Origin of the sequence: Mycobacterium sp. E342 (assembly GCF_001667665.1) — a bacterium.
Taxonomy (GTDB): domain Bacteria; phylum Actinomycetota; class Actinomycetes; order Mycobacteriales; family Mycobacteriaceae; genus Mycobacterium.
Genome location: NZ_LZJM01000080.1, coordinates 1 through 20986, shown reverse-complemented (window position 1 = coordinate 20986; position 20986 = coordinate 1). Strand labels below are relative to the sequence as shown.

General features: G+C 69.5%; 18 protein-coding genes. 14 read left to right on the top strand and 4 right to left on the bottom strand.

What is annotated here, in order from left to right:
* Both A5692_RS05350 and A5692_RS05345 read right to left on the bottom strand, forming a co-directional pair.
* On the bottom strand, window positions 1–1340 hold a 1340-nt coding region (locus A5692_RS05350), incomplete at its 3' end, for an HNH endonuclease signature motif containing protein (RefSeq protein ID WP_082962380.1).
* Window positions 1341–1423: 83 nt separating this feature from the next.
* Window positions 1424–2641 carry a permease gene (locus A5692_RS05345; protein WP_369830263.1) on the bottom strand — a complete coding sequence of 406 codons (1218 nt, stop codon included), beginning with the start codon at window positions 2639–2641 and terminating at the stop codon, window positions 1424–1426.
* Between the two features lie 191 nt (window positions 2642–2832).
* On the opposite strand from A5692_RS05345, the gene sepIVA reads away from it, so the two are divergent.
* The 7 genes from sepIVA (at window position 2833) to A5692_RS05310 (ending at window position 8758) form a co-directional block, all read left to right on the top strand.
* Window positions 2833–3570 carry a cell division protein SepIVA gene (gene sepIVA / locus A5692_RS05340; RefSeq protein ID WP_068052992.1) on the top strand — a complete coding sequence of 246 codons (738 nt, stop codon included), beginning with the start codon at window positions 2833–2835 and terminating at the stop codon, window positions 3568–3570.
* A 58-nt stretch (window positions 3571–3628) separates the two neighbouring features.
* Entirely contained in the window at window positions 3629–4213 is a 585-nt protein-coding gene (locus tag A5692_RS05335) for a DUF177 domain-containing protein (RefSeq protein WP_197514363.1), read from the top strand.
* Window positions 4210–4923 (top strand): ribonuclease III, encoded by a 714-nt coding sequence (gene rnc, locus A5692_RS05330; RefSeq protein WP_068052971.1) that lies wholly within the window; start codon window positions 4210–4212, stop codon window positions 4921–4923. Before A5692_RS05335 ends, rnc begins: the two co-directional genes overlap by 4 nt.
* Window positions 4924–5817 (top strand): bifunctional DNA-formamidopyrimidine glycosylase/DNA-(apurinic or apyrimidinic site) lyase, encoded by an 894-nt coding sequence (gene mutM, locus A5692_RS05325; RefSeq protein WP_068052969.1) that lies wholly within the window; start codon window positions 4924–4926, stop codon window positions 5815–5817.
* 216 nt (window positions 5818–6033) lie between these two features.
* Window positions 6034–6270 (top strand): FeoA family protein, encoded by a 237-nt coding sequence (locus A5692_RS05320; protein ID WP_068052986.1) that lies wholly within the window; start codon window positions 6034–6036, stop codon window positions 6268–6270.
* Entirely contained in the window at window positions 6267–8180 is a 1914-nt protein-coding gene (locus A5692_RS05315) for a ferrous iron transporter B (protein ID WP_068052966.1), read from the top strand. The genes A5692_RS05320 and A5692_RS05315 overlap by 4 nt, the downstream gene beginning before the upstream one ends.
* Entirely contained in the window at window positions 8177–8758 is a 582-nt protein-coding gene (locus tag A5692_RS05310; RefSeq protein ID WP_068052963.1) for a NifU family protein, read from the top strand. Before A5692_RS05315 ends, A5692_RS05310 begins: the two co-directional genes overlap by 4 nt.
* A 53-nt stretch (window positions 8759–8811) precedes the next feature.
* On the opposite strand, the gene A5692_RS05305 is transcribed toward A5692_RS05310, so the two are convergent.
* Window positions 8812–9588: a PIG-L deacetylase family protein gene (locus A5692_RS05305; RefSeq protein ID WP_068052982.1), complete on the bottom strand. Its 777-nt coding sequence runs from the start codon at window positions 9586–9588 to the stop codon at window positions 8812–8814.
* A 54-nt stretch (window positions 9589–9642) separates the two neighbouring features.
* Here A5692_RS05305 and A5692_RS05300 point away from each other — a divergent pair, with 54 nt between their 5' ends.
* The 7 genes from A5692_RS05300 (at window position 9643) to A5692_RS05270 (ending at window position 19897) form a co-directional block, all read left to right on the top strand.
* Complete coding sequence (locus A5692_RS05300; protein ID WP_068052960.1) at window positions 9643–10056, top strand: OsmC family protein; 414 nt, start codon at window positions 9643–9645, stop codon at window positions 10054–10056.
* On the top strand, window positions 10043–10336 hold the full coding sequence (locus A5692_RS05295) for an acylphosphatase (protein ID WP_068052957.1): 294 nt from the start codon (window positions 10043–10045) through the stop codon (window positions 10334–10336). Before A5692_RS05300 ends, A5692_RS05295 begins: the two co-directional genes overlap by 14 nt.
* Before the next feature lie 144 nt (window positions 10337–10480).
* The gene (gene smc / locus A5692_RS05290) at window positions 10481–14086 is read left to right on the top strand and encodes a chromosome segregation protein SMC (RefSeq protein ID WP_068052955.1); all 3606 of its coding nucleotides are present in this window, start codon (window positions 10481–10483) and stop codon (window positions 14084–14086) included.
* Window positions 14087–14132: 46 nt separating this feature from the next.
* Window positions 14133–15473: a signal recognition particle-docking protein FtsY gene (gene ftsY / locus A5692_RS05285; protein ID WP_068052952.1), complete on the top strand. Its 1341-nt coding sequence runs from the start codon at window positions 14133–14135 to the stop codon at window positions 15471–15473.
* Window positions 15474–15659: 186 nt separating this feature from the next.
* Window positions 15660–17051: an ammonium transporter gene (locus A5692_RS05280; RefSeq protein ID WP_068052979.1), complete on the top strand. Its 1392-nt coding sequence runs from the start codon at window positions 15660–15662 to the stop codon at window positions 17049–17051.
* Window positions 17048–17386, top strand: coding sequence for a nitrogen regulatory protein P-II (glnB, locus tag A5692_RS05275; RefSeq protein WP_066952569.1), 339 nt, complete (start codon window positions 17048–17050; stop codon window positions 17384–17386). The genes A5692_RS05280 and glnB overlap by 4 nt, the downstream gene beginning before the upstream one ends.
* Before the next feature lie 45 nt (window positions 17387–17431).
* On the top strand, window positions 17432–19897 hold the full coding sequence (locus A5692_RS05270) for a [protein-PII] uridylyltransferase (protein WP_082962378.1): 2466 nt from the start codon (window positions 17432–17434) through the stop codon (window positions 19895–19897).
* On the opposite strand, the gene A5692_RS05265 is transcribed toward A5692_RS05270, so the two are convergent.
* Window positions 19894–20986, bottom strand: a 1093-nt coding sequence (locus A5692_RS05265) for a DEAD/DEAH box helicase (RefSeq protein ID WP_369830262.1), incomplete at its 5' end; no start/stop codon positions are given. The genes A5692_RS05270 and A5692_RS05265 overlap by 4 nt on opposite strands.

Genomic DNA, 20986 nt, shown 5'->3' with positions numbered 1-20986 from the left:
CGCGCCTGAGCGGCGAACCGCGGCTCGGGGTGGTGCCCGCTGCCTCGACTACCGTTGCGCTGCTTACCGATCCATTCGGTGTGGCCCTTGGTGTTTGTGCGGGTGGTCCAGCCGTCGGGTCGCAGTAGGCGGTGATGGGGTCCGCAGGCGAAGGTGAGGTTGTCGATGTCGGTGCGGCGGCACTGGTTCCAGTCGGTGACGTGGTGGACTTCGGACAGGTAGCCGGGGACGGTGCAGCCCGGGGCGGTGCAGCCGCGGTCCTTGGCGTAGAGCATGATTCGTTGTCCGCGGGTGGCGAGTCGCTTGCTGTGATAGAGCGCCAGGGGTTTGGCGTTGTCGAAGACCGCCAAATAGTGGTGGGCGTGGCGGGCCAGCCGGATCACGTCGCTGATGGGGAGCCGGGTGCCGCCACCGGTGCGCCCTGTGCCGGCGGCGGCCTCCAAGTCTTGCAGGGTGGTGGTGATGATGATGGAGGCGGGTAAGCCGTTGTGTTGGCCGAGTTTTCCCGAGGCCAACAGCGCCCGTAGGCCGGCGAGCAGCCCGTCGTGGTGGCGTTGGGCCGCGTTGCGGGTGTCGCGGTCGATGGCGTCTTGGCTGGGGGCGCCGTCCACGCACGGGGTGTCGTCATTGGGGTTGCACATGCCGGGTGCGGCGAGTTTGGCCAGGACCGCCTCGACGGTGGCGCGGGCCTCGGGGGTGAGCAGGCCGCGCAGCTCGGACATGCCGTCGGGCCCTTGCTTGCCCAGCATCACGCCGCGCCGCCGGGCGCGGTCGTCGTCGGTGTAGGTGCCGTCGGGGTTGAGACAATCGGCGACGTGCTCGGCGAGTGCGGCGAGTTGTTCGGGCCGGTACTGCGTTCCATGGGCGGCCAGGTCGGCCTCCACGGCCTCGCGAGTGGCGGCATCTACCCAGCCGGGCAGCCGATGGAAGAACCGGCGGATCACCGCCACCTGCCCGGCACCGAGTTTTCCGTCGCGTTGGGCGGCGGCGGTGGCCGGCAACAGCGGCGCCAGCGGTTCGCCGGTCAGCCCGTGCCGCGGCCCCAGGTCGGTCGCTTCTTTGACCCGCCGGGAGGCCTCGGCGCGGCTGATCAGCGTGGCCTCGGCGACCGCGTGTGGCAGGGTGCCGCCCAACTCCTCAGGAGTGGCTTGCCGGCCCAGGTTGTTGATCAGCGGATGCTCGATGGCGGCGATGCGGCGGCGCACCCGCTCGCAGCGTTCCAACCACTGCAGGCATTGCTGGGTGTTCGACGCGTCGAACGACAGCGCACACGCCCGACCCAAGTCGGCATCCAGCGCGTCGAACACTTCGGCCGCCTCATCATGACCACTTGAACCCACACCCCCACGCTAGCCACCCCCACCGACAAAAACGTCGGCCTAGGGGTCACTGAAGCTAAAGTGACGCAAGTGATTTCACCTCGTCAGTGGCATTCGTGCGCGTGCTCATGTCCCCCGTCGGGGGAGTCGGGGGAGCCGCCCATCATCCGCGCCATCGGGATTCCGCCCGTCGCGACGAACCGGACGACCAAAATGGCGGCGACGACGAGGAAGGCGATATTGAGCCAAGTAGTGTAGTTCCACGAAATCGTCGCCTCCACGACGGTGGCGTTGCGCTGCTTCGGAATGAGATTCGTTGCGCCGAAGATTAATTCGACCAGATAGCCCGCGGCGACCATCGCGGCGTAGAACGTGCCCAGCAGCGTCAGCATCATCTTGGTGCCGTAGTACTTGCGGTAGATGTTCAGGATCGGGACGATCAGTAGGTCGGCGTAGATGAACGCGATGACGCCGCCGAAACTGATGCCTCCGTTCCACAGCACCGCGGCCAGGGGAACATTGCCGATCGAGCAGACGAACGACGCGATGGCCACGATCGGTCCCACCAGGGGTCCCCAGATCGCCGACCAGCCGGGGTGGTCAACCAAAAAGAAGACCTGCCAGAACTTTTCGGGCACCCACGCCGCGATGGCCCCGGCGATCAACAAACCCAGCACGAGGTCGCGCAGGATCGCCAACCACTCCATCGCGAACACGTGGGCTACCGAGGTGAAGCCCTCCGCGGAAAACAGCCGGCGAGCGAACGAGCCCTGTTTCTTGATGGACATGTCCATGGCGGCATGGCCTTCCATCGAGCCGGCGATCCCGCGCTCGGCCTGCTCGCGGGCGGCGTCGATGAGGCGCGAGCGCACGAACAACCGGAACAAGACGGCGAGCACCACGATCATCAGCGGGCCGCCGACGAACTCCGCGGCGGTGAACTGCCAACCCATCAGCAGGGCCAGGATGATGCCCAGTTCCACCACCAGGTTGGTGGAACCGATCTCGAATGCCATGGCGGCGATGAAGCTGGCGCCCTTGCGAAAGAGCGACCGGGCCAGTGCCACGGCGGCGTACGAGCACGACGACGATGCCGCGCCGAGTCCGGCGGCGAGCGCCAGGGTGCGTGGCCGGTCGTCGCCGAGCAGCGCCACGATGGTCGAGCGTCGCACCACCGCCTGCACCACCGCCGACAGGGCAAATCCCAAGATCAGCGCCCACAGGATTTCCCACGTCATCGATCCCGCCACCGACAAGGCGTGTCCGACCGCTGCTAGCACGAGTGCTCGACCCCCTTCGGTTGGCTTGGGCTCCCAACATATACCCCATAGGGGTATATGACAACCCGGGGAAAGCGTTCTGGCCAGGGCGAAGAACCGGCGTGATCCCTAGAATGGCCGCGACAGGCGCAACCAGTGAAATGTCCGACACACCGGCCTCGCCACCGCTGTCACAGAGGCAACACCAGGCACACTGGTAACAACACGTTTGCAGAAGCCAGGAGGATATGGCCGTGTACCGGGTCTTTGAAGCGCTCGACGAGCTGAGCGCCATCGTTGAAGAAGCACGCGGCGTTCCGATGACGGCCGGCTGCGTGGTGCCACGGGGTGACGTACTGGAACTGATCGACGACATCAAGGATGCGATCCCCGGCGAGCTGGACGACGCCCAGGACGTGCTCGACGCGCGGGACTCGATGCTGCAGGACGCCAAGTCGCACGCCGAATCCATGGTCTCCTCGGCGACCACCGAATCGGAGTCGATGCTCAACCACGCCCGCGCGGAGGCGGATCGGCTGTTGTCCGACGCAAAAGCGCAGGCCGACCGCATGGTCAGCGAGGCGCGCCAGCACAGCGAGCGGATGGTCGGCGAGGCACGCGAGGAGGCGATGCGCATCGCCACGGCCGCGAAGCGGGAGTACGAGGCCAGCGTCGGCCGCGCCCAGGCCGAGGCCGACCGGCTGCTCGAGAACGGCAACATCTCCTACGAAAAGGCCGTGCAAGAGGGCATCAAGGAACAGCATCGCCTGGTATCGCAGAACAGCGTGGTGGAGGCGGCGAACGCCGAGGCCACCCGCCTGATCGACTCGGCGCACGCCGAGGCGGACCGGCTGCGCGGGGAATGCGACATCTACGTCGACAACAAGCTGGCCGAGTTCGAGGAATTCCTCAACGGCACGCTGCGCTCGGTCGGCCGGGGTCGTCATCAGCTCCGGACGGCGGCCGGCACGCACGACTACGCGGTGCGCTAAGCCTCGGCCGGGCGGCCACGCCCTGGAATTGTGCGGCTCGCGCCGTAGGATTTGTGCTATGACGCGGCAGCACAGCACCACCTCGCAGCGCCGTCTGAGCTCGCCGTTGACGGTTGACATCGCCCGGCTCGGGCGGCGCCCGGGGGCGATGGTCACCCTGCGGAAGACCGTGCCGAGCCCGTCGCGCATCGGGCTGGACATGATCGCGATCGAGGCCGGCGCCCCGTTGGAGCTTGACCTGCAGGTTCAGTCGGTCTCCGAGGGCGTACTGGTGACGGGCACGGTTGACGCGCCCAGCGTCGGCGAATGCTCGCGCTGCCTGACCCCGGTCAAGGGTCATGTGCAGGTCCAGCTGACCGAATTGTTCGCCTACCCCGACAGCACGACGGAGGCGACCACCGAGGAAGACGAGGTCGGTCACATCGTCGACGACACCTTGGACCTCGAGCAGTCGATCGTCGACGCCGTCGGACTCGAGCTGCCGTTCTCGCCCGTGTGCACCCCCGACTGCCCGGGGCTGTGCCCGGAATGCGGCGTTTCCCTCGCGGCCGAGCCCGGGCATCACCACGACAGCGTCGACCCGCGGTGGGCGAAACTGGCCGGCATCTTTCCCGAGCCCGACCCGCCGCGGGGTGAGCAGTGACGTCGCGGCAGGACCTGCTCGATGCGCTGGGCGTCGAGCTGCCCGAGGAGCTGCTCTCGCTCGCCTTGACGCATCGCAGCTACGCATACGAGAACGGCGGGCTGCCGACCAACGAACGTCTGGAATTCCTCGGTGACGCCGTGCTGGGCCTGACCATCACCGACGAGCTCTACCACCGCCATCCCGACCGCTCCGAAGGGGACCTGGCCAAGCTGCGGGCCAGCGTCGTCAACACCCAGGCGCTGGCCGACGTCGCCCGCAAGCTGTGCCAGGACGGTCTGGGCGCGCACCTGTTTCTCGGGCGCGGAGAGGCCAACACCGGCGGCGCCGACAAGTCGAGCATCCTGGCCGACGGGATGGAATCGCTGCTGGGTGCCATTTACCTGCAGCACGGGATCGACACCGCGCGCGAGGTGATCCTGCGGTTGTTCGGCGCGCTGCTCGACGCCGCGCCGACGCTGGGGGCCGGGCTCGACTGGAAGACCAGCCTGCAGGAGCTGACCGCGGCGCGGGGCATGGGCGCGCCGTCCTACGTCGTCACGTCCACCGGTCCAGACCACGACAAGGAGTTCACCGCCGTCGTGGTCGTGATGGAGATCGAATACGGGTCCGGTGTGGGCCGCTCCAAGAAGGAAGCCGAGCAGAAGGCCGCGGCGGCGACCTGGAAAACGCTGGAAGCGCTCGACACGGCGGGGAAAACGTCCGTCTAGATGCCTGAGCTACCCGAAGTCGAGGTGGTCCGCCGCGGCTTGCAGGCCCGCGTCGTGGGCAAGACGATCAAAGCCGTGCGGGTGCACCACCCGCGCGCGGTGCGACGGCACGAGGCCGGGCCCGCCGACCTCACCGCCCGGCTGCTCGACGCCCGGATCACCGGCACCGACCGGCGCGGCAAGTACCTGTGGCTGCTGCTCGACGGCGCGGACGACCCTGACACGGCACTCGTCGTGCATCTCGGCATGAGCGGTCAGATGCTGCTGGGTGGGGGCACCCCCAGCGGCGAAGCCGCGAGGGGGAAGGTGCCGCGCGCCGACCACGTGCGCATCTCCGCGCTGCTCGACGACGGGACCGTGCTGAGTTTCGCCGATCAGCGCACCTTCGGCGGGTGGATGCTCGCCGATCTGGTGAGCGTCGACGGCAGCGTGGTGCCTGCGCCCGTCGCGCACCTCGCGCGCGACCCGCTAGACCCGCTCTTCGACCGCGAAGCCGTTGTGAACGTCCTGCGGCGCAAGCATTCCGAGATCAAGCGGCAGCTGCTCGACCAGACCGTGGTTTCCGGCATCGGCAACATCTACGCCGACGAGGCGCTGTGGCGGGCCAAGGTCAACGGCGCCCGGATCGCCGCGACGCTGAGTCGTGGCCGGCTCGGCGCCATCCTGGACGCCGCGGCCGACGTGATGCGCGACGCGCTGGCGCAGGGCGGCACCTCTTTCGACGCGCTGTACATCAACGTCAACGGCGAATCGGGCTACTTCGACCGGTCGCTGGACGCCTACGGCCGCGAAGGGCAGCACTGCCGGCGCTGCGGGGCGGTGATGCGCAGGGAGAAGTTCATGAACCGGTCGTCGTTCTACTGCCCGAAATGTCAGCCGCGCCCACGGCTTTGAGCGTGCGATCAGGGCTTCCGCCCGTGCGTCCACGGTCGCGACACTCCGGGCGGGGTCACCGGCGAAGCACGCTCGACGCGGCACACGGGAGGCCGCGAACGTTTCGGAGAAAGGTGAGGTTATCCTCACCTAGCATCGTTATCCTGGGTGCATGGTGAACCTTCGGCGTCGGGGCTACTAATGCGGGATTCAGTTCGGGTGTCGGATCCTCCGACGGTGCTCGCTCAGCTCACGCCGGGCCAGCGGGCAACCATCGTGGGCGTGGCGCCGGCGGCACCGCCCGTGGTGGCGGGCCGGCTGCGGCAACTGGGATTCCGGCCCGCATCCCACGTCGAGGTGATTCGACGCGCCCCCATGGGCGACCCGACCATCTACCGGGTTCAAGACACCGAGCTGTGCTTACGCCGACGCGAAGCGTGCCTGATCGAAGTCGACCCGGGAAGCGGCTCATGACGTCCTGCCACGAGGAGGGCGGTACCGCGCTCGCGGTCGTGGGCATGGCGCGCGTGGCGCTGGTGGGCAGCCCCAACGCGGGCAAGACCTCCGTCTTCAACCACCTGACCGGCCTGCGCGCCAAGACCGGCAATTACCCGGGCGTCACCGTCGGGCGCAGGGTGGGCATCACCAAGGTCGACGACGTCGAGATCGCCGTCGAGGATCTACCGGGCACCTACAGCCTGCAGCCGATCAGCCCGGACGAACAAGTCGTGGCCGACCTGCTGGCCGGCAAGATCGCCGACGCCGATCGACCCGACGCCATCGTGCTGGTGGCCGACGCCACCACGCTGCACCGCTCGATCACCCTCGTGGCACAGGTGCTGCGGCTTGACGTGCCGTGCCTGTTGGCACTGACCATGACCGACGAATTGACCGCGCGCCGGGGCACCGTCTCCGTCGACGCCCTGTCGACGGCGTTGGGGATTCCGGTGGTCCCCGTCATTGCGCACCGCGGCGCGGGGATCGACGCCCTGCGCGCCCGACTGGCGTCCTTCGCCCGGTGGCAACGGCCCCCGATCCTGCCCCCATCTCACGAAGATGCCATCGACGCCTGGGGCAAGTCGGTGCTCGGCGCGGCCGGATACGTTGCGCCACAACCGGATCGGCGCACCCGGGGAATCGATGCGATCGTGCTCCATCCCCTCTGGGGCACCATCATCTTCTTCGCGGTGATGTTCTGCTTCTTTCAAGTCGTCTTCACCGTCGCCGCGCCACTGCAGGACCGGGTGAGCCAGGGGCTGGGCTGGCTCGGCGTGCTGGTGAGCGACCACGTCGGCAACTACGTGGTGCGCGGACTGCTCGGCCAGGGACTCATCGGCGGCGTGGGAACGGTGCTGCAGTTCATCCCGCAGATTGTGTTGCTGTTCTTGTTGATCGCGTTGCTGGAGAACGTCGGTTACATGGCGCGGGCCGCGTTCTTGATGGATCGGGTGATGGCCGCGACGGGATTGGAGGGTCGCGCGTTCGTCGCGATGCTTTCCTCTTTCGCGTGCGCGATCCCGGGGATCATGGCGACCCGGACGCTGCCGTCGTCGCGCGACCGGATCGCGACCATCATCACGGCGCCGCTGATGACATGCTCGGCGCGGCTCCCGGTGTTCACCCTGCTGGTGGGGCTTTTGGTCTCACCGCAGACCCAGTGGTGGGGCCTGAGCGCGCAGGGCATCGCGATGTTCTTGCTGTATCTGTGCGGCGGCACCTCGGCCCTGATTGCCGCGTCGCTGTTCAAGTCGACGATTCTGCGCAGCGACCTGCTGCCCTTCACGATGGAGCTTCCGCCGTACCGCTTCCCCTCGCCCAGGACCGTGCTCATCACGATGTGGGATTCGGCCAAAGTGTTCTTGCGCAAGGCCGGAACCATCATCCTGGGCACGTCCGTGGTGCTGTGGGTGCTGCTCAATCTGCCCGCGCGGCAAGCAGAAACCGCGCATATGTCGCAGACGGAGACCACCGCCTACGTGATGGACCATAGCTACGCCGCCGACATCGGGAAGGCGATCGGACCGGTGTTCAAGCCGCTGGGGTTCGATTGGCACATCAACGTCGCGCTGCTCGGGTCCTTCTCGGCGCGTGAGGTTTTCGTGTCGACCCTGGGGCAGGTCTCGGCGGCCACGAACCCCGAGGATCCGCACGAGGCCCTGGTCGCCATGACAGACGACGACGGCCACAAGGTATTCACCTCGTCGACCATCATCGCGCTGATGGCGTACTTCATCTTCGCGCTGCAATGCATGTCCACCGTCGCGGTGATGCGCCGCGAGACCAACTCGTGGCGGTGGCCCGCCTTCGCCTGGTCCTACATGTTCGTCCTGGCCTGGACGATGGCCTTTGCCGCGCGGTCGATCGCGATAGCGGTAGGCGCATGATCCCGATCCACGCCACGGCCACCGCGAACCCTCAGCAGCTGCGCTGGGTGGTCCCGCCCGACCGGTTACCGGCGCGCGGCACCGTTCGCCAGGCCCCGGGCAGGCTGGGCGCTCTGCTGGACAGCGGGACGATCGCAGAGATTCTGGTGGATTCCGACGGCATCCTGATCACGGCCGGCGCAGGTGGCAGCTGGCGCGAGTTGGGAGACGACGTTCGCGAGGCGCTCAGCGAAGCGTTGGTGGCCCCGCAGGACTGGGTGGTCGACGAATCGACCGCCCCCGGCCTGCAAAGCCGAGAAAGCCTGGAAAGCATTGCCGCGGAGCTGCTCGCGGGCCCCGTTGGCGCGCTCGCCGCCTCGCACGGCGGGTCGATCGAAGTTGTCTCGGTGGCCGGCCGCACCGTGACCGTGCGAATGATGGGTGCTTGCGACGGGTGTCCGGCCGCGTCGTCCACGTTGCGCGACGTATTCGAGCGTGAACTGCGGCGGCGGTCCGGTGATGACGTGGTGGTGTCGTGCGAAAGTGATTCGCCCGCAATCTCGTTGGGTAAGAAGCTGCTGTCGTTGATAGTCCGTTGAGGGCGTGACGGGCGCCTCGGTCATTTAGTGTGCGTTCGGGGCTTACCGGCCGGTCAATCGAAGATGTCGCGCCGGGAAGCTCCGGCGGGTAAGGCGGGGTCGACGAACCACTCGCGAGGAAAGAGCAGGCCGAACGCCTGGGGCGGCAGTCGGAGCAGAGCTGCGTACATGCGCGCCCCCACGCTGGATTCGCCGATCTGCGAGCGGTGGGCGGCGAACGCGTCTCGCTTCTGGCGGGCGAATCCGAAGACCTCGATGCGGTGGGTGATGCTCGTGCGGGGCGCGTACGCGGTGCGGGCGACGTCGGGCTCGTAGGGCGCCGGTAGCCGCAACATGCGGGCGAAATGGCCGACGCGGACTAGTAATTCGCGTGGCATGGTTGCCTCCAGCACCCGCGGTGTCCCCGCGAGTTCGGCGCCCCGCTTGCCGACGTGGTGCACCTGGACGTGATCGCGGTGGCCGTACCCGCCGTTTGGCTGGTAGCTGAGCAGCAGGTCCGCGCCTTCCTCGTCGAGTATCGCCGCGAGTTGCCGCGCCGCCTCCTCGACGTTCGCCCGCCCGAACCGGACCCGTCCCGGCGGGTCCGGGTAGAACAGCGGGCCGTAGCCGCTGTCGGCGTAGCCGAGGCATTCGACCCGATCGACTCCCAAAATGTCTGCGCTGGAATGCAATTCGCCCAACCGGAAGTCGCTTTCATCGTTGTGTACCCGCCCGTCGGTCGCGGTGATGACGACCACGCGATGCCCGCCCGCCGCCGCACGCGCGAGCGTGCCGCCGGTGAGGATCACCTCGTCGTCCGGGTGGGCGTGGAATGCGACCACGGTGGCCATGAAACGCAGTATGCCCGCGGCGTGGGGCACGCGCCGCCCGGTACAAAGTAGGGCATGACCGAACTATGGGTGGAGCGCACGGGGTCGCGCCGGTACACCGGACACAGCTCGCGCGGTGCGCAGGTGCTCGTCGGCTCGGAGGACGTCGAGGGTGTGTTCACCCCCGGCGAGCTGCTCAAGATCGCGCTCGCCGCGTGCAGCGGCATGTCCAGCGATCAGCCGCTCGCCCGACGGCTCGGCGACGACTACAAAGCCGTGGTGAGGGTGTCGGGGGACGCCGACCGCGAAAACGAGGTCTATCCGCTGCTGGAAGAGACACTCGAGCTCGACCTGTCCGCGCTGTCCGCGGAGGACAAAGAGCGGCTGCTGGTGGTGGTCGGCCGGGCGATCGAGCTGGTCTGCACCGTCGGGCGCACGCTCAAGGGCGGCACGCGAATCGATTTCAAGGTCGCCGATGTCGGATCCTGACGTCAGGCTCACCGCCTGGGTGCACGGGCAGGTCCAGGGTGTCGGCTTTCGCTGGTGGACGCGATCCCGGGCGCTGGAGCTGGGGCTTACCGGATACGCGGCCAACCAGGCCGACGGCCGCGTGCTGGTGGTCGCCCAGGGGCCGCGCGAGGCCGGCGAGAAGCTGCTGGCGCTGCTGGAGGGCGGCGAGTCGTGGCCGTCGCGGCCGGGCCGCGTCGACAAGGTGATCGCTGACTGGTCGCCGCCGCAGGAGCGGTTCGACGGCTTCGTCGAGCGCTGACACGGCCCGGCATCCTTTCTTTCCCGTGACTGATGTGGCCACTGTGACCAGTGCGCCGCAGTGTGTTCGGCGTCGACATTTCGGCCCGGACGACACCCCGCGGTGAGGGTGGCACGGGCGATTTGAGCGGTAGTCTGGCTCGCCGTGTACCTCAAGAGTCTGACGCTGAAGGGCTTTAAGTCCTTCGCATCGCCGACGACTCTGCGTTTCGAGCCGGGCATCACCGCCGTCGTCGGGCCCAACGGCTCGGGAAAATCCAACGTCGTCGACGCCCTCGCCTGGGTGATGGGGGAGCAGGGAGCAAAGACCCTGCGCGGCGGCAAGATGGAAGACGTCATCTTCGCGGGCACCTCGTCGCGGGCCCCGCTGGGCCGGGCCGAGGTCACCGTCACCATCGACAACTCCGACAACGCGCTGCCCATCGAATACTCCGAGGTGTCGATCACCCGCCGCATGTTCCGCGACGGCGCCAGCGAGTACGAGATCAACGGCGCAAGTTGCCGATTGATGGACGTGCAAGAGCTGCTGAGCGACTCCGGGATCGGCCGCGAGATGCACGTGATCGTCGGGCAGGGCAAGCTCGACGAGATCCTGCAGTCGCGCCCCGAAGACCGTCGCGCCTTCATCGAAGAGGCCGCCGGCGTGCTCAAGCACCGCAAGCGCAAGGAGAAGGCCCTCCGCAAACTCGACGCGATGTCGGCGAACCTCGCCCGGCTGACCGACCTGACCACCGAGTTGCGCCGCCAGCTCAAGCCGCTGGGCCGCCAGGCCGAGGTGGCCCGCCGCGCCCAGACCATCCAGGCTGACCTGCGCGACGCCCGGTTGCGGCTGGCCGCCGACGACCTGGTCAACCGGCAGGTCGAACGGGACGCCATCTTCGAAGCCGAGGCCGCCATCCGCCGCGAGCACGACGAGGCCGCCACCCGGCTGGGGGTGGCATCGGAGGAGCTCACCGCGCACGAGGCGGCCGTGGCCGAACTCACCGCCCGGGCCGAATCGGTCCAGCACACCTGGTTCGGGCTGTCGGCGCTGGCCGAACGGGTGGCCGCCACGGTGCGCATCGCCAGCGAACGCGCGCAGCACCTCGACACGGAACCGGCGCCGCCCAGCGACACCGACCCCGAGGCGCTGGAGGCGGAGGCCGAGCGGGTCGCGGTCGCCGAGCAGCAATTGCTGGGCGAACTGGCCGAGGCGCGCACCCGCCTGGAGGCCGCCCGCGCCGAACTGGGCGAGCGCGAGCGGGAGGCCGCCGAGGCCGATCGGGCCCACCTGGCCGCGGTGCGGGCCGAGGCGGACCGGCGGGAAGGCCTGGCGCGGCTGGCCGGTCAGGTGGAGACCATGCGGGCGCGCGTCGAATCGATCGACGACAGTGTCGCGAGGCTGTCCGAACGCATCGAACAGGCCGCCGCCCGGGCACAGCAGTCCAAGGCCGAATTCGAAACCGTGCAGGGCCGCGTCGGTGAGCTCGACCAGGGTGAGGTGGGGCTCGACGAGCACCACGAGCGGACCGTGGCCGCGCTGCGATCGGCCGACGAACGCGTCGCCGAACTGCAGGCGGCCGAACGCGACGCCGAACGCCGGGTGGCGTCGCTGCGGGCCCGCATCGACGCGCTCTCGATCGGGCTGGAACGCAAGGACGGCGCGGCCTGGCTCACCGAAAACCATCCTGGCGCAGGGCTTTTCGGCCCGATCGCCAAGCAGGTCAAGGTCCGCTCCGGTTACGAGGCGGCGCTGGCCGCGGTGCTGGGTTCGGCGGCCGACGCGCTGGCCGCCGAGAGCCTCGGCGCCGCCCGGTCCGCGGTCGCTGCGCTCAAACAGGCCGACGGCGGGCGCGCGGCGCTGGTGCTCGGCGACTGGCCCGCCGACGATCCCGCGTCGCGTGAGGCGCTGCCCGTCTCCGCGCTGTGGGCGCTGGACTTGATCGACGTGACCGCGCGCCTGCGCGGCGCCATCACGGCGATGCTCTCCGGCGTCGCGGTGGTCGACGACCTGGACCAGGCGCTCGAACTGGTGGCGGCCCGTCCGAGATTGCGCGCGGTCACCCGCGACGGCGACCTGGTGGGTGCCGGCTGGGTCAGCGGCGGCTCCGACCGCAAGCTGTCCACGCTGGAGGTGACGTCGGAAATCGACAAGGCGGGCAACGAGCTGGCCGCCGCCGAATCGCAGGTCGCCCAGCTGACCGCGGCGCTGTCCGGGGCGTTGACCGAACAGGCCGCCCGCCAAGACTCCGCCGAGCAGGCGCTGGCCGCGCTCAACGAATCCGACACTGCGATCTCGGCGATGTACGAGCAGCTCGGCCGGCTCGGGCAGGAAGCCCGCACCGCCGACGACGAGTGGAACAGGTTGCTGCGGCAGCGCGAGGAGCTCGAAGCGGGCCGCGCGCAGACGGTCGAGGAAGTCACGGAGCTGGAAAGCCGGCTCCGCAACGCCCAAGAGACGCAGCACGTGCATGCCGAAGAGCCCAATCACGCAGAGGTCCGGCAGCGGATCGCCGCCGCCGCCGAGGGCGCGCGCAGCGCCGAGGTGGAGGCCCGGCTTTCGGTGCGGACCGCCGAGGAGCGGGCGAACGCCGTGCGCGGGCGCGCGGATTCCCTGCGCCGCGCCGCGGCCGCGGAGCGCGAGGCGCGGCTGCGGGCCCAGCAGGCGCGTGAGGCGCGGCTGCGCGCGGCCGCCGTCGCCGCGGCGGTGGCCGACGCCGGACGGCTGCTGGCCCAGCGCCTGGACGGCGTGGTGCGGGCGGCGTCGAAGATCCGCGACACGCTGGCGGCCGAACGCCAGCAGCGCGCGACGGCGATGGCGGCGGTGCGCGACGAGGTCAACGCGTTGAGCGCCCGGGTCGCCACCCTCACCGACTCGCTGCACCGCGACGAGGTGGCCAACGCTCAGGCGGCGATGCGCATCGAGCAGCTCGAGCAGATGGTGCTCGAGCAGTTCGGCATGGCGCCCGCCGACCTGATCGCCGAGTACGGGCCCGACGTGGCCCTGCCGCCCACCGAACTCGAGATGGCCGAATTCGAGCAGGCCCGCGAACGCGGTGAGCAGGTCGTTGCGCCCGCCCCGATGCCGTACGACCGCGCCACCCAGGAGCGGCGAGCCAAACGCGCCGAGCGGGAGCTCGCCGAGCTGGGCCGGGTCAACCCGCTGGCGCTGGAGGAGTTCGCCGCGCTGGAGGAGCGCTACAACTTCCTGTCCACCCAGCTCGAGGACGTCAAAGCGGCCCGCAAGGACCTGCTGGACGTCGTCGCCGACGTCGACGCCCGCATCCTGCAGGTGTTCAGCGACGCCTTCGTCGACGTCGAACGCGAATTCCGGGAAGTCTTCACCGTGCTGTTCCCCGGAGGCGAGGGCCGGCTGCGGCTCACCGACCCCGGCGACATGCTCACGACCGGGATCGAGGTGGAGGCGCGTCCGCCCGGCAAGAAGATCACCCGGCTCTCGCTGCTCTCCGGTGGCGAGAAGGCGCTGACCGCGGTGGCGATGCTGGTGGCCATCTTCCGCGCCCGACCGTCGCCGTTCTACATCATGGACGAGGTGGAGGCCGCGCTCGACGACACCAACCTGCGCCGGCTGATCAGCCTGTTCGAGCTGCTGCGGGCCAGGTCGCAGCTGATCATCATCACCCACCAGAAGCCGACGATGGAGGTCGCCGACGCGCTGTACGGCGTGACCATGCAGGGCGACGGCATCACCGCGGTCATCTCACAGCGGATGCGCGGACAGCAGGTGGAGCAGCTGGTCTCGCAGTCGTAGCACCCGCGCCGGGGGCTCGCCATCCCGCGGCTGAAACAATGTCAGCGTGTCGCAAGGTCTTTGGATCGCCATCGCGGTCATAGCCATCCTGGTTGTCGTCGCCGCGCTGGTCGCAGGCCTCGTGCGATACCGCCGCCGGCGGATCAGCTTCACCACCAAGCCCGAGCCCGGAGCGATCGACCGGTCAGGCGGCTACACCGCGTCGTCGGGCATCACGTTCAGTCAGACCGCGACAACCGATCTGGGGGCCGACCGGCTCGACACCACCGGCCTGCCCGCGGTGGGCGACGACGCCACCATCCCGCGCGACGCGCCGCGGCGCACCATCTCCGAGGTCGAACTCCCCGAACCGGAGACCCCGGAGACGGTGACCCCGCCGCCACCGGTCGCGCCCCCCGAGCCGCCGGCGGCCTCAGAAGCCCCCGAGGTCCCGGAGGCCCCCGAGGCCCCGGAGATCGAGGCCATCGCGCCGCCCGAAGGCCGGTTGGAGCGGCTGCGGGGCCGGCTGGCGAGGTCGCAGAACGCGCTGGGACGCAGCGTGCTGGGCCTCATCGGCGGCGGCGACCTCGACGAGGACGCCTGGCAGGACGTCGAGGACACCCTGCTGGTCGCCGACCTGGGCCCGGTCGTCACCGAGTCGGTGATGTCGCAGCTGCGCAGCCGCCTGGCCGGCAGCGCCGTGCGCACGGAGGCCGACGCGAAGGCCGTGCTGCGCGACGTGCTGATCCGGGAGCTGCACCCCGAGATGGACCGCTCGATCCGCGCCCTACCGCACGCCGATCACCCGTCGGTGCTGCTGGTCGTCGGTGTCAACGGGACCGGAAAGACGACCACGGTCGGCAAACTGGCGCGGGTGTTGGTGGCCGACGGGCGTCGCGTCGTGCTCGGCGCCGCCGACACCTTCCGCGCCGCCGCCGCCGATCAGCTGCAGACCTGGGCTTCCCGGGTGGGCGCGGAGGTGGTGCGCGGACCCGAGGGCGCCGACCCGGCGTCGGTGGCGTTCGACGCCGTCGACAAGGGCATCGCCACGGGCGCCGACGTGGTGCTCATCGACACCGCCGGGCGGCTGCACACCAAGGTCGGGCTGATGGACGAGCTCGACAAGGTTAAGCGCGTGGTAACACGCCGGGCCGCGGTCGACGAGGTGCTGCTGGTGCTCGACGCCACCATCGGGCAGAACGGGCTGGCCCAGGCGCGGGTGTTCGCCGAGGTCGTCGAGATCACCGGCGCCGTGCTGACCAAGTTGGACGGTACGGCCAAGGGGGGCATCGTATTCCGCGTCCAACAGGAACTCGGCGTGCCCGTGAAACTGGTTGGGCTCGGGGAAGGTCCCGACGACCTGGCGCCGTTCGAGCCGGCCGCCTTCGTCGACGCCCTGCTCGGCTGAAAGCCCTTACACGGCGAGCGCGACGTTAATCCGGGCGAAACACGCTGGCTCCACTGCCGAAACAACCATTGCGCAAGGTTCTGGATCAGGTCACAGGCGTCGCCTGACGGCCATTCATGTCCGACCGGAGGTGAGCGAGTGGCATTCCCGCAATTGGGCCAACCCGATACCGGCGATACCGCCTGGATGTTGGCGAGTTCCGCGCTAGTGCTGTTGATGACGCCGGGTCTTGCGTTCTTCTACGGCGGCATGGTGCGCACCAGAAGCGTGCTCAACATGATCATGATGAGCATCAGCGCGATGGGCGTGGTCACCGTGCTGTGGGTGCTCTACGGCTACTCGATGTCGTTCGGCGACGACCGGGGCGGCGTCGTGGGCAATCCGACCGACTACTGGGGCCTGGCGAAGCTGATCGGCGGCAACGCCGTCAAGGCCGACCCGAGCAAGGGCGTCACGCAGGTCGACATCCCGCTGGCCGGCACCATGCCCGCCACCGTGTTCGTCGCCTTCCAGCTGATGTTCGCGATCATCACCGTCGCGCTGATCTCGGGCGCGGTCGCCGACCGGCTCAAGTTCACCGCGTGGCTGGTGTTCTCCGGGCTGTGGGCGACGTTGGTGTACTTCCCGGTCGCGCACTGGGTGTTCGCCGCCGACGGCTTCGCATCCGAGCATGGCGGGTGGATCAACAACAAGCTGCACGCCATCGACTTCGCCGGTGGGACAGCGGTCCATATCAACTCCGGTGTGGCGGGCCTGGCCCTGGCCATCGTCCTCGGCAAGCGCAAGGGCTGGCCGACGACGCTCTTCCGCCCGCACAACCTGCCGTTCGTGATGCTCGGCGCCGGCCTGCTGTGGTTCGGCTGGTTCGGGTTCAACGCCGGCTCGGCGACCAGCTCCAACGGCTCCGCCGGTGCGACCTTCATGACCACCACCGTCGCCACGGCCACGGCCATGCTCGCGTGGCTGCTGACGGAGCGCATCCGCGACGGGAAGCCCACGACGCTGGGAGCGGCGTCCGGCATCGTCGCGGGGCTGGTGGCGATCACCCCGTCCTGCTCGTCGGTCAACATCCTGGGTGCGATCGTCGTCGGCGCGGTGGCCGGAGTGGTGTGCGCGCTGGCGGTCGGGCTGAAGTTCAAGTTCGGCTTCGACGACTCGCTCGACGTGGTCGGGGTGCACATGATCGGCGGTCTGGCGGGCACGTTGCTGGTCGGCCTGCTCGCCGCGCCGGAATCCACGGCGATCAACGGTGTCGCAGGGGTGTCGAAGGGCTTGTTCTACGGCGGCGGCTGGGCCCAGCTGGAACGGCAGGCGGTCGGCGCCTTCGCGGTACTGTTCTACTCCGGCATCGTCACGCTGATCCTGGCCTTGATCCTCAAGTACACGATCGGGTTGCGTGTCCCTGCCGAAGAAGAATCAACCGGCATCGACGAGTCCGAGCACGCGGAGAGCGCGTACGATTTCGGGACGATCGGTGGGCAAGGGTCCGTTCTCCCGGCGGCGCGGATTCCGGTGGATGACCGCAACGGCCTGGAGGAGGACCGAGTGGGCGACAAGGTGGAGGCAGAGCAGGCATGAAGCTAGTCACCGCAATTGTGAAGCCGTTCACCCTCGATGACGTGAAGACCAGCCTCGAGGACGCGGGCGTCCTGGGCATGACGGTCAGCGAAATTCAGGGGTACGGGCGGCAGAAGGGCCACACCGAGGTGTACCGGGGTGCTGAGTACTCGGTGGATTTCGTGCCGAAGGTGCGAATCGAGGTCGTGGTCGACGATTCCATCGTGGACAAGGTCGTGGACAGCATCGTCCGGGCGGCGCGCACCGGCAAGATCGGTGACGGCAAGGTCTGGGTCACCCCCGTGGAAACCATTGTGCGAGTGCGCACGGGTGAACGCGGAACAGATGCCCTCTGAGGCCAGCCGCGCATTGACGAACCGGGCCGGACGGGCCGGGAGGGTATGACAAACCCACCCGGCCCGTCCGGGTCATCTGGAGCCCAAGCTCAAAGTGCGGGCGGGGCAAGCGATCTGGCTGCCGCCCGGCGCCAGCTGCTGTCAGACGGCCGCGAGCTCGGCGCGGCGGAACTGCGCAAAGCGTGGCTGGATCTGCACGAATCCTGGCTGGTGGCCACGGCCGGTGAGATCGGCATCACCGACGACAGCGGTTTCGCGATCGTCGGCGTGGGCGGTTTGGGCCGCCGCGAGCTGCTGCCGTACTCCGATCTTGACCTGATGCTGTTGCACGACAACAAGTCTGACGATGTGCTGCAGCGGGTCGCCGACGGGCTGTGGTATCCGCTGTGGGACGCCAACGTCCGGCTCGACCACAGTGTGCGCACGGTGTCGGGGGCCCTCGGCGTCGCCAACAGCGACATGGTGGCCGCGCTCGGCATGCTGGACGCCCGGCACATCGCCGGGGACCAGCGGCTGTCGGCCGAACTCATCGACGGGGCGCGACGCCAGTGGCGCAGCGCGATCCGATCCCGCATGGACGAGCTGGTCGCGATGACCTACGAACGCTGGCAACGGTGTTGGCGCATCGCGCAACGGGCCGAGCCGGACCTGAAGTCGGGGCGTGGCGGCCTGCGCGACGTGCAACTGCTCGACGCGCTGGGTGTCGCGCAGCTCATCGACCGCCACGGGATGGGCCATCCCGACGCACCGGGCGGCTCGCTGGACGCCGCGTACCTCACGCTGCTCGACGTCCGCACCGAACTGCACCGGGTGTCCAAGCGCGGACTCGACCAACTGCTGGCGCAGTTCGCCGACGACGTCAGCGCCGCGCTGGGCGTGGGGGACCGATTCGCCTTGTCCCGCATGCTCTCCAGCGTCAGCCGCACCATCGCCTACCACGCCGAGACCGGGCTGCGGACCGCGCAGAACGCGCTGCCCCGGCGCGGCCTCACCGCCCTGGTGCGGCGCCCGAAACGCCGGCCACTGGACGAGGGGGTGGTCGAGTACGACGGCGAGGTGGTCCTCGCCCGCGACGCCCAACCCCAGACCGATGCCGGGTTGGTGCTGCGCGTGGCCGCCGCCTCGGCGGACACGGGCCTGCCGATCGGGGCCGGGACGCTCAAACGGCTGGCCGACAGCGTCCCGGACCTGCCGTCGCCGTGGCCGCGGGAGGCGCTGGACGACCTGCTGGTGGTGCTCCTGGCGGGCCCCACGACCGTGAACACGATCGAGTCGCTGGATCGCACCGGGCTGTGGGGCCGCCTCTTCCCGGAATGGGACGCGGTCCGCGACCTGCCGCCGCGCGACGTCTCGCACAAGTGGACCGTCGACCGTCACATCGTCGAAACCGCCGTCAACGCGGCCCCCCTCACCACGCGGGTGGCGCGCTCGGACCTGCTCGCGCTCGGTGCGCTGCTGCACGACATCGGCAAGGGGCGCGGCACGGACCACTGTGTGCTGGGCGCGGAATTGGTGGTCCCGATCGCCAACAGGCTGGGGTTGTCGGCGCAGGACACCGACACGCTCGCGGGCATGGTCCGCCACCACCTGCTGCTGCCGATCACCGCCACCCGAAGCGACCTCAACGATCCGAAGACCATCGAGTCCGTGGCCGCGGCCCTGCACGGCGACCCGCAACTGCTCGAGCTCCTGCACGCCTTGGCGGAGGCGGACTCGAAGGCGACCGGGCCCGGGGTGTGGAGCGACTGGAAGGCCTCGTTGATCGAGGACCTGGTCCGCCGCTGCCGGCTGGTGATGGCCGGGGAGCCGCTTCCGGAGGCCGAACCCATTGCGCCACATTATGTTTCGCTGGCCGCCGACCGCGGGGTGCACGTGGAGATCAAACCCGGCGACCGCGAGCGCCTGACCGCGGTGATGCTCGCGCCGAACCAGCGGGGGCTGGTGTCGAAAGCCGCTGCGGTGCTGGCGTTGAACTCGTTGCGCATTCATTCGGCTTTGGCCAACATCCACGAGGGCGTCGCGATCGTCGAGTTCGTCGTGTCGCCGGTGTTCGGCTCCCCGCCCGAATCAGGCCTGCTGCGTCAGCAATTCAACGGCGCCCTGGCCGGCGACCTCGACGTCCTGGACACGCTCGAGAGGAAAGACAGCGACGCTGTCAGCGCCGCAACCGCGCGGGCCGGCGAGATTCAGGCCGGGGTGCCCGTCACCCGGTCGACCGCTCCGCCGCGCATCCTGTGGCTGGACACGGCGACGGCCGGCCAGTTGATCTTCGAGGTCCGCGCCATGGACCGCCTGGGTCTGCTCGCGCTGCTGACGAGTGCGCTGGAACGTGCCGACGCCGACATCGCGTGGGCCAAGGTCAACACGTTCGGCTCGACCGCGGCCGACGTCTTCTGCGTGACCGTGCCGGCGCATGCCGAGCACCGGGCGCGGGCCGCGATCGAGCAGAACCTGCTGGCCGTGTTGGGCGGCCCGGCGGTCGAAGTGCTGGAGGAGCCCGTCGGCGACTAGTCGGCTCGGGAGTGCTCGACGTTGAGCTGTCGCAACGCCTCGATGCGGGCCTGGATCTGCTCGCGGGTGGCGGCGGCGATCGGCGGCCCTCCGCAGCGACGGCGAAGCTCGCTGTGGATCCAGCCGTGCGGCTTGCCGGTGCGGTGGTGGGTGGCCGACACGAGGGTGTTGAGCTCGCGGCGCAGCTCGCGCAGCTGGCCGTGCATCGATGGCGGCGCCGACACCGGGGTCGGCACCCCCTGCGCGGCCCGTCGCTGCAGCTGCTCGTCCTGGCGGCGGTGCAGCAGCGCCCGCATCTGTTCGGCATCGAGAAGGCCCGGGATGCCGAGGTAGTCGGCCTCTTCGTCGCTTCCGGCGGGGGCCGCGGTGCCGAACGACGACCCGTCGAAGATGACCTGATCCAGCTCCGCGTCGGCGCCCAGCGACGTGAATCCGTTGTCGACCTCGGTCTTCTCGGTTTGCGTCCGGACGGCGGGGTCACCGTCGAGGGGATCCTCGTCCGGGCGGTGCGGCTCCCCGAGCACGTGGTTGCGCTGGGCCTCCAGCTCACTGGCGAGCTGCAGCAGGTTGGGCACCGACGGCAGGAAGATGCTCGCGGTCTCGCCGGGCCGGCGCGACCGCACGAACCGGCCGATGGCCTGCGCGAAGAACAGGGGAGTCGAGGCGCTGGTGGCGTAGATGCCGACGGCGAGCCGGGGCACGTCGACGCCTTCGGAGACCATGCGCACCGCGACCAGCCACCGGCTGGTGCTCGCGGCGAATTCGCTGATGCGCTCGGACGATCCGGGATCGTCGGACAGCACCACCGTCGGCGCCTCGCCGGTCAGCGTGGTCAACAGGGCGGCGTAGGCGCGGGCCGCGGTGCGGTCGGAGGCGATGATCATGCCGCCGGCGTCCGGCACGTGCGCGCGCTTCTGGCGCAGCCGCTGATCGGCGGCCGCGATCACCGCGGGCATCCATTCGCCGGCGGGGTCGAGCGCGGTGCGCCATGCCCGCGCCGTCTGCTCGCTGGTCAGCGGCTCGCCCAGCCGCGCGGCGTGTTCCTCGCCGGCGCTGTCCCGCCAGCGCGCCTCCCCCGAGTAGGCCAGG

Bases quoted from the DNA above. Each gene is read 5' to 3' on its own strand.
- A5692_RS05335 (WP_197514363.1), top strand. From the start codon at position 3,629: ATGACGCGGCAGCACAGCACCACCTCGCAGCGCCGTCTGAGCTCGCCG.
- mutM (WP_068052969.1), top strand. From the start codon at position 4,924: ATGCCTGAGCTACCCGAAGTCGAGGTGGTCCGCCGCGGCTTGCAGGCC.
- A5692_RS05315 (WP_068052966.1), top strand. From the start codon at position 6,267: ATGACGTCCTGCCACGAGGAGGGCGGTACCGCGCTCGCGGTCGTGGGC.
- A5692_RS05310 (WP_068052963.1), top strand. From the start codon at position 8,177: ATGATCCCGATCCACGCCACGGCCACCGCGAACCCTCAGCAGCTGCGC.
- A5692_RS05305 (WP_068052982.1), bottom strand. From the start codon at position 9,588: ATGGCCACCGTGGTCGCATTCCACGCCCACCCGGACGACGAGGTGATC.
- A5692_RS05300 (WP_068052960.1), top strand. From the start codon at position 9,643: ATGACCGAACTATGGGTGGAGCGCACGGGGTCGCGCCGGTACACCGGA.
- A5692_RS05295 (WP_068052957.1), top strand. From the start codon at position 10,043: ATGTCGGATCCTGACGTCAGGCTCACCGCCTGGGTGCACGGGCAGGTC.
- A5692_RS05280 (WP_068052979.1), top strand. From the start codon at position 15,660: ATGTTGGCGAGTTCCGCGCTAGTGCTGTTGATGACGCCGGGTCTTGCG.
- glnB (WP_066952569.1), top strand. From the start codon at position 17,048: ATGAAGCTAGTCACCGCAATTGTGAAGCCGTTCACCCTCGATGACGTG.
- A5692_RS05270 (WP_082962378.1), top strand. From the start codon at position 17,432: ATGACAAACCCACCCGGCCCGTCCGGGTCATCTGGAGCCCAAGCTCAA.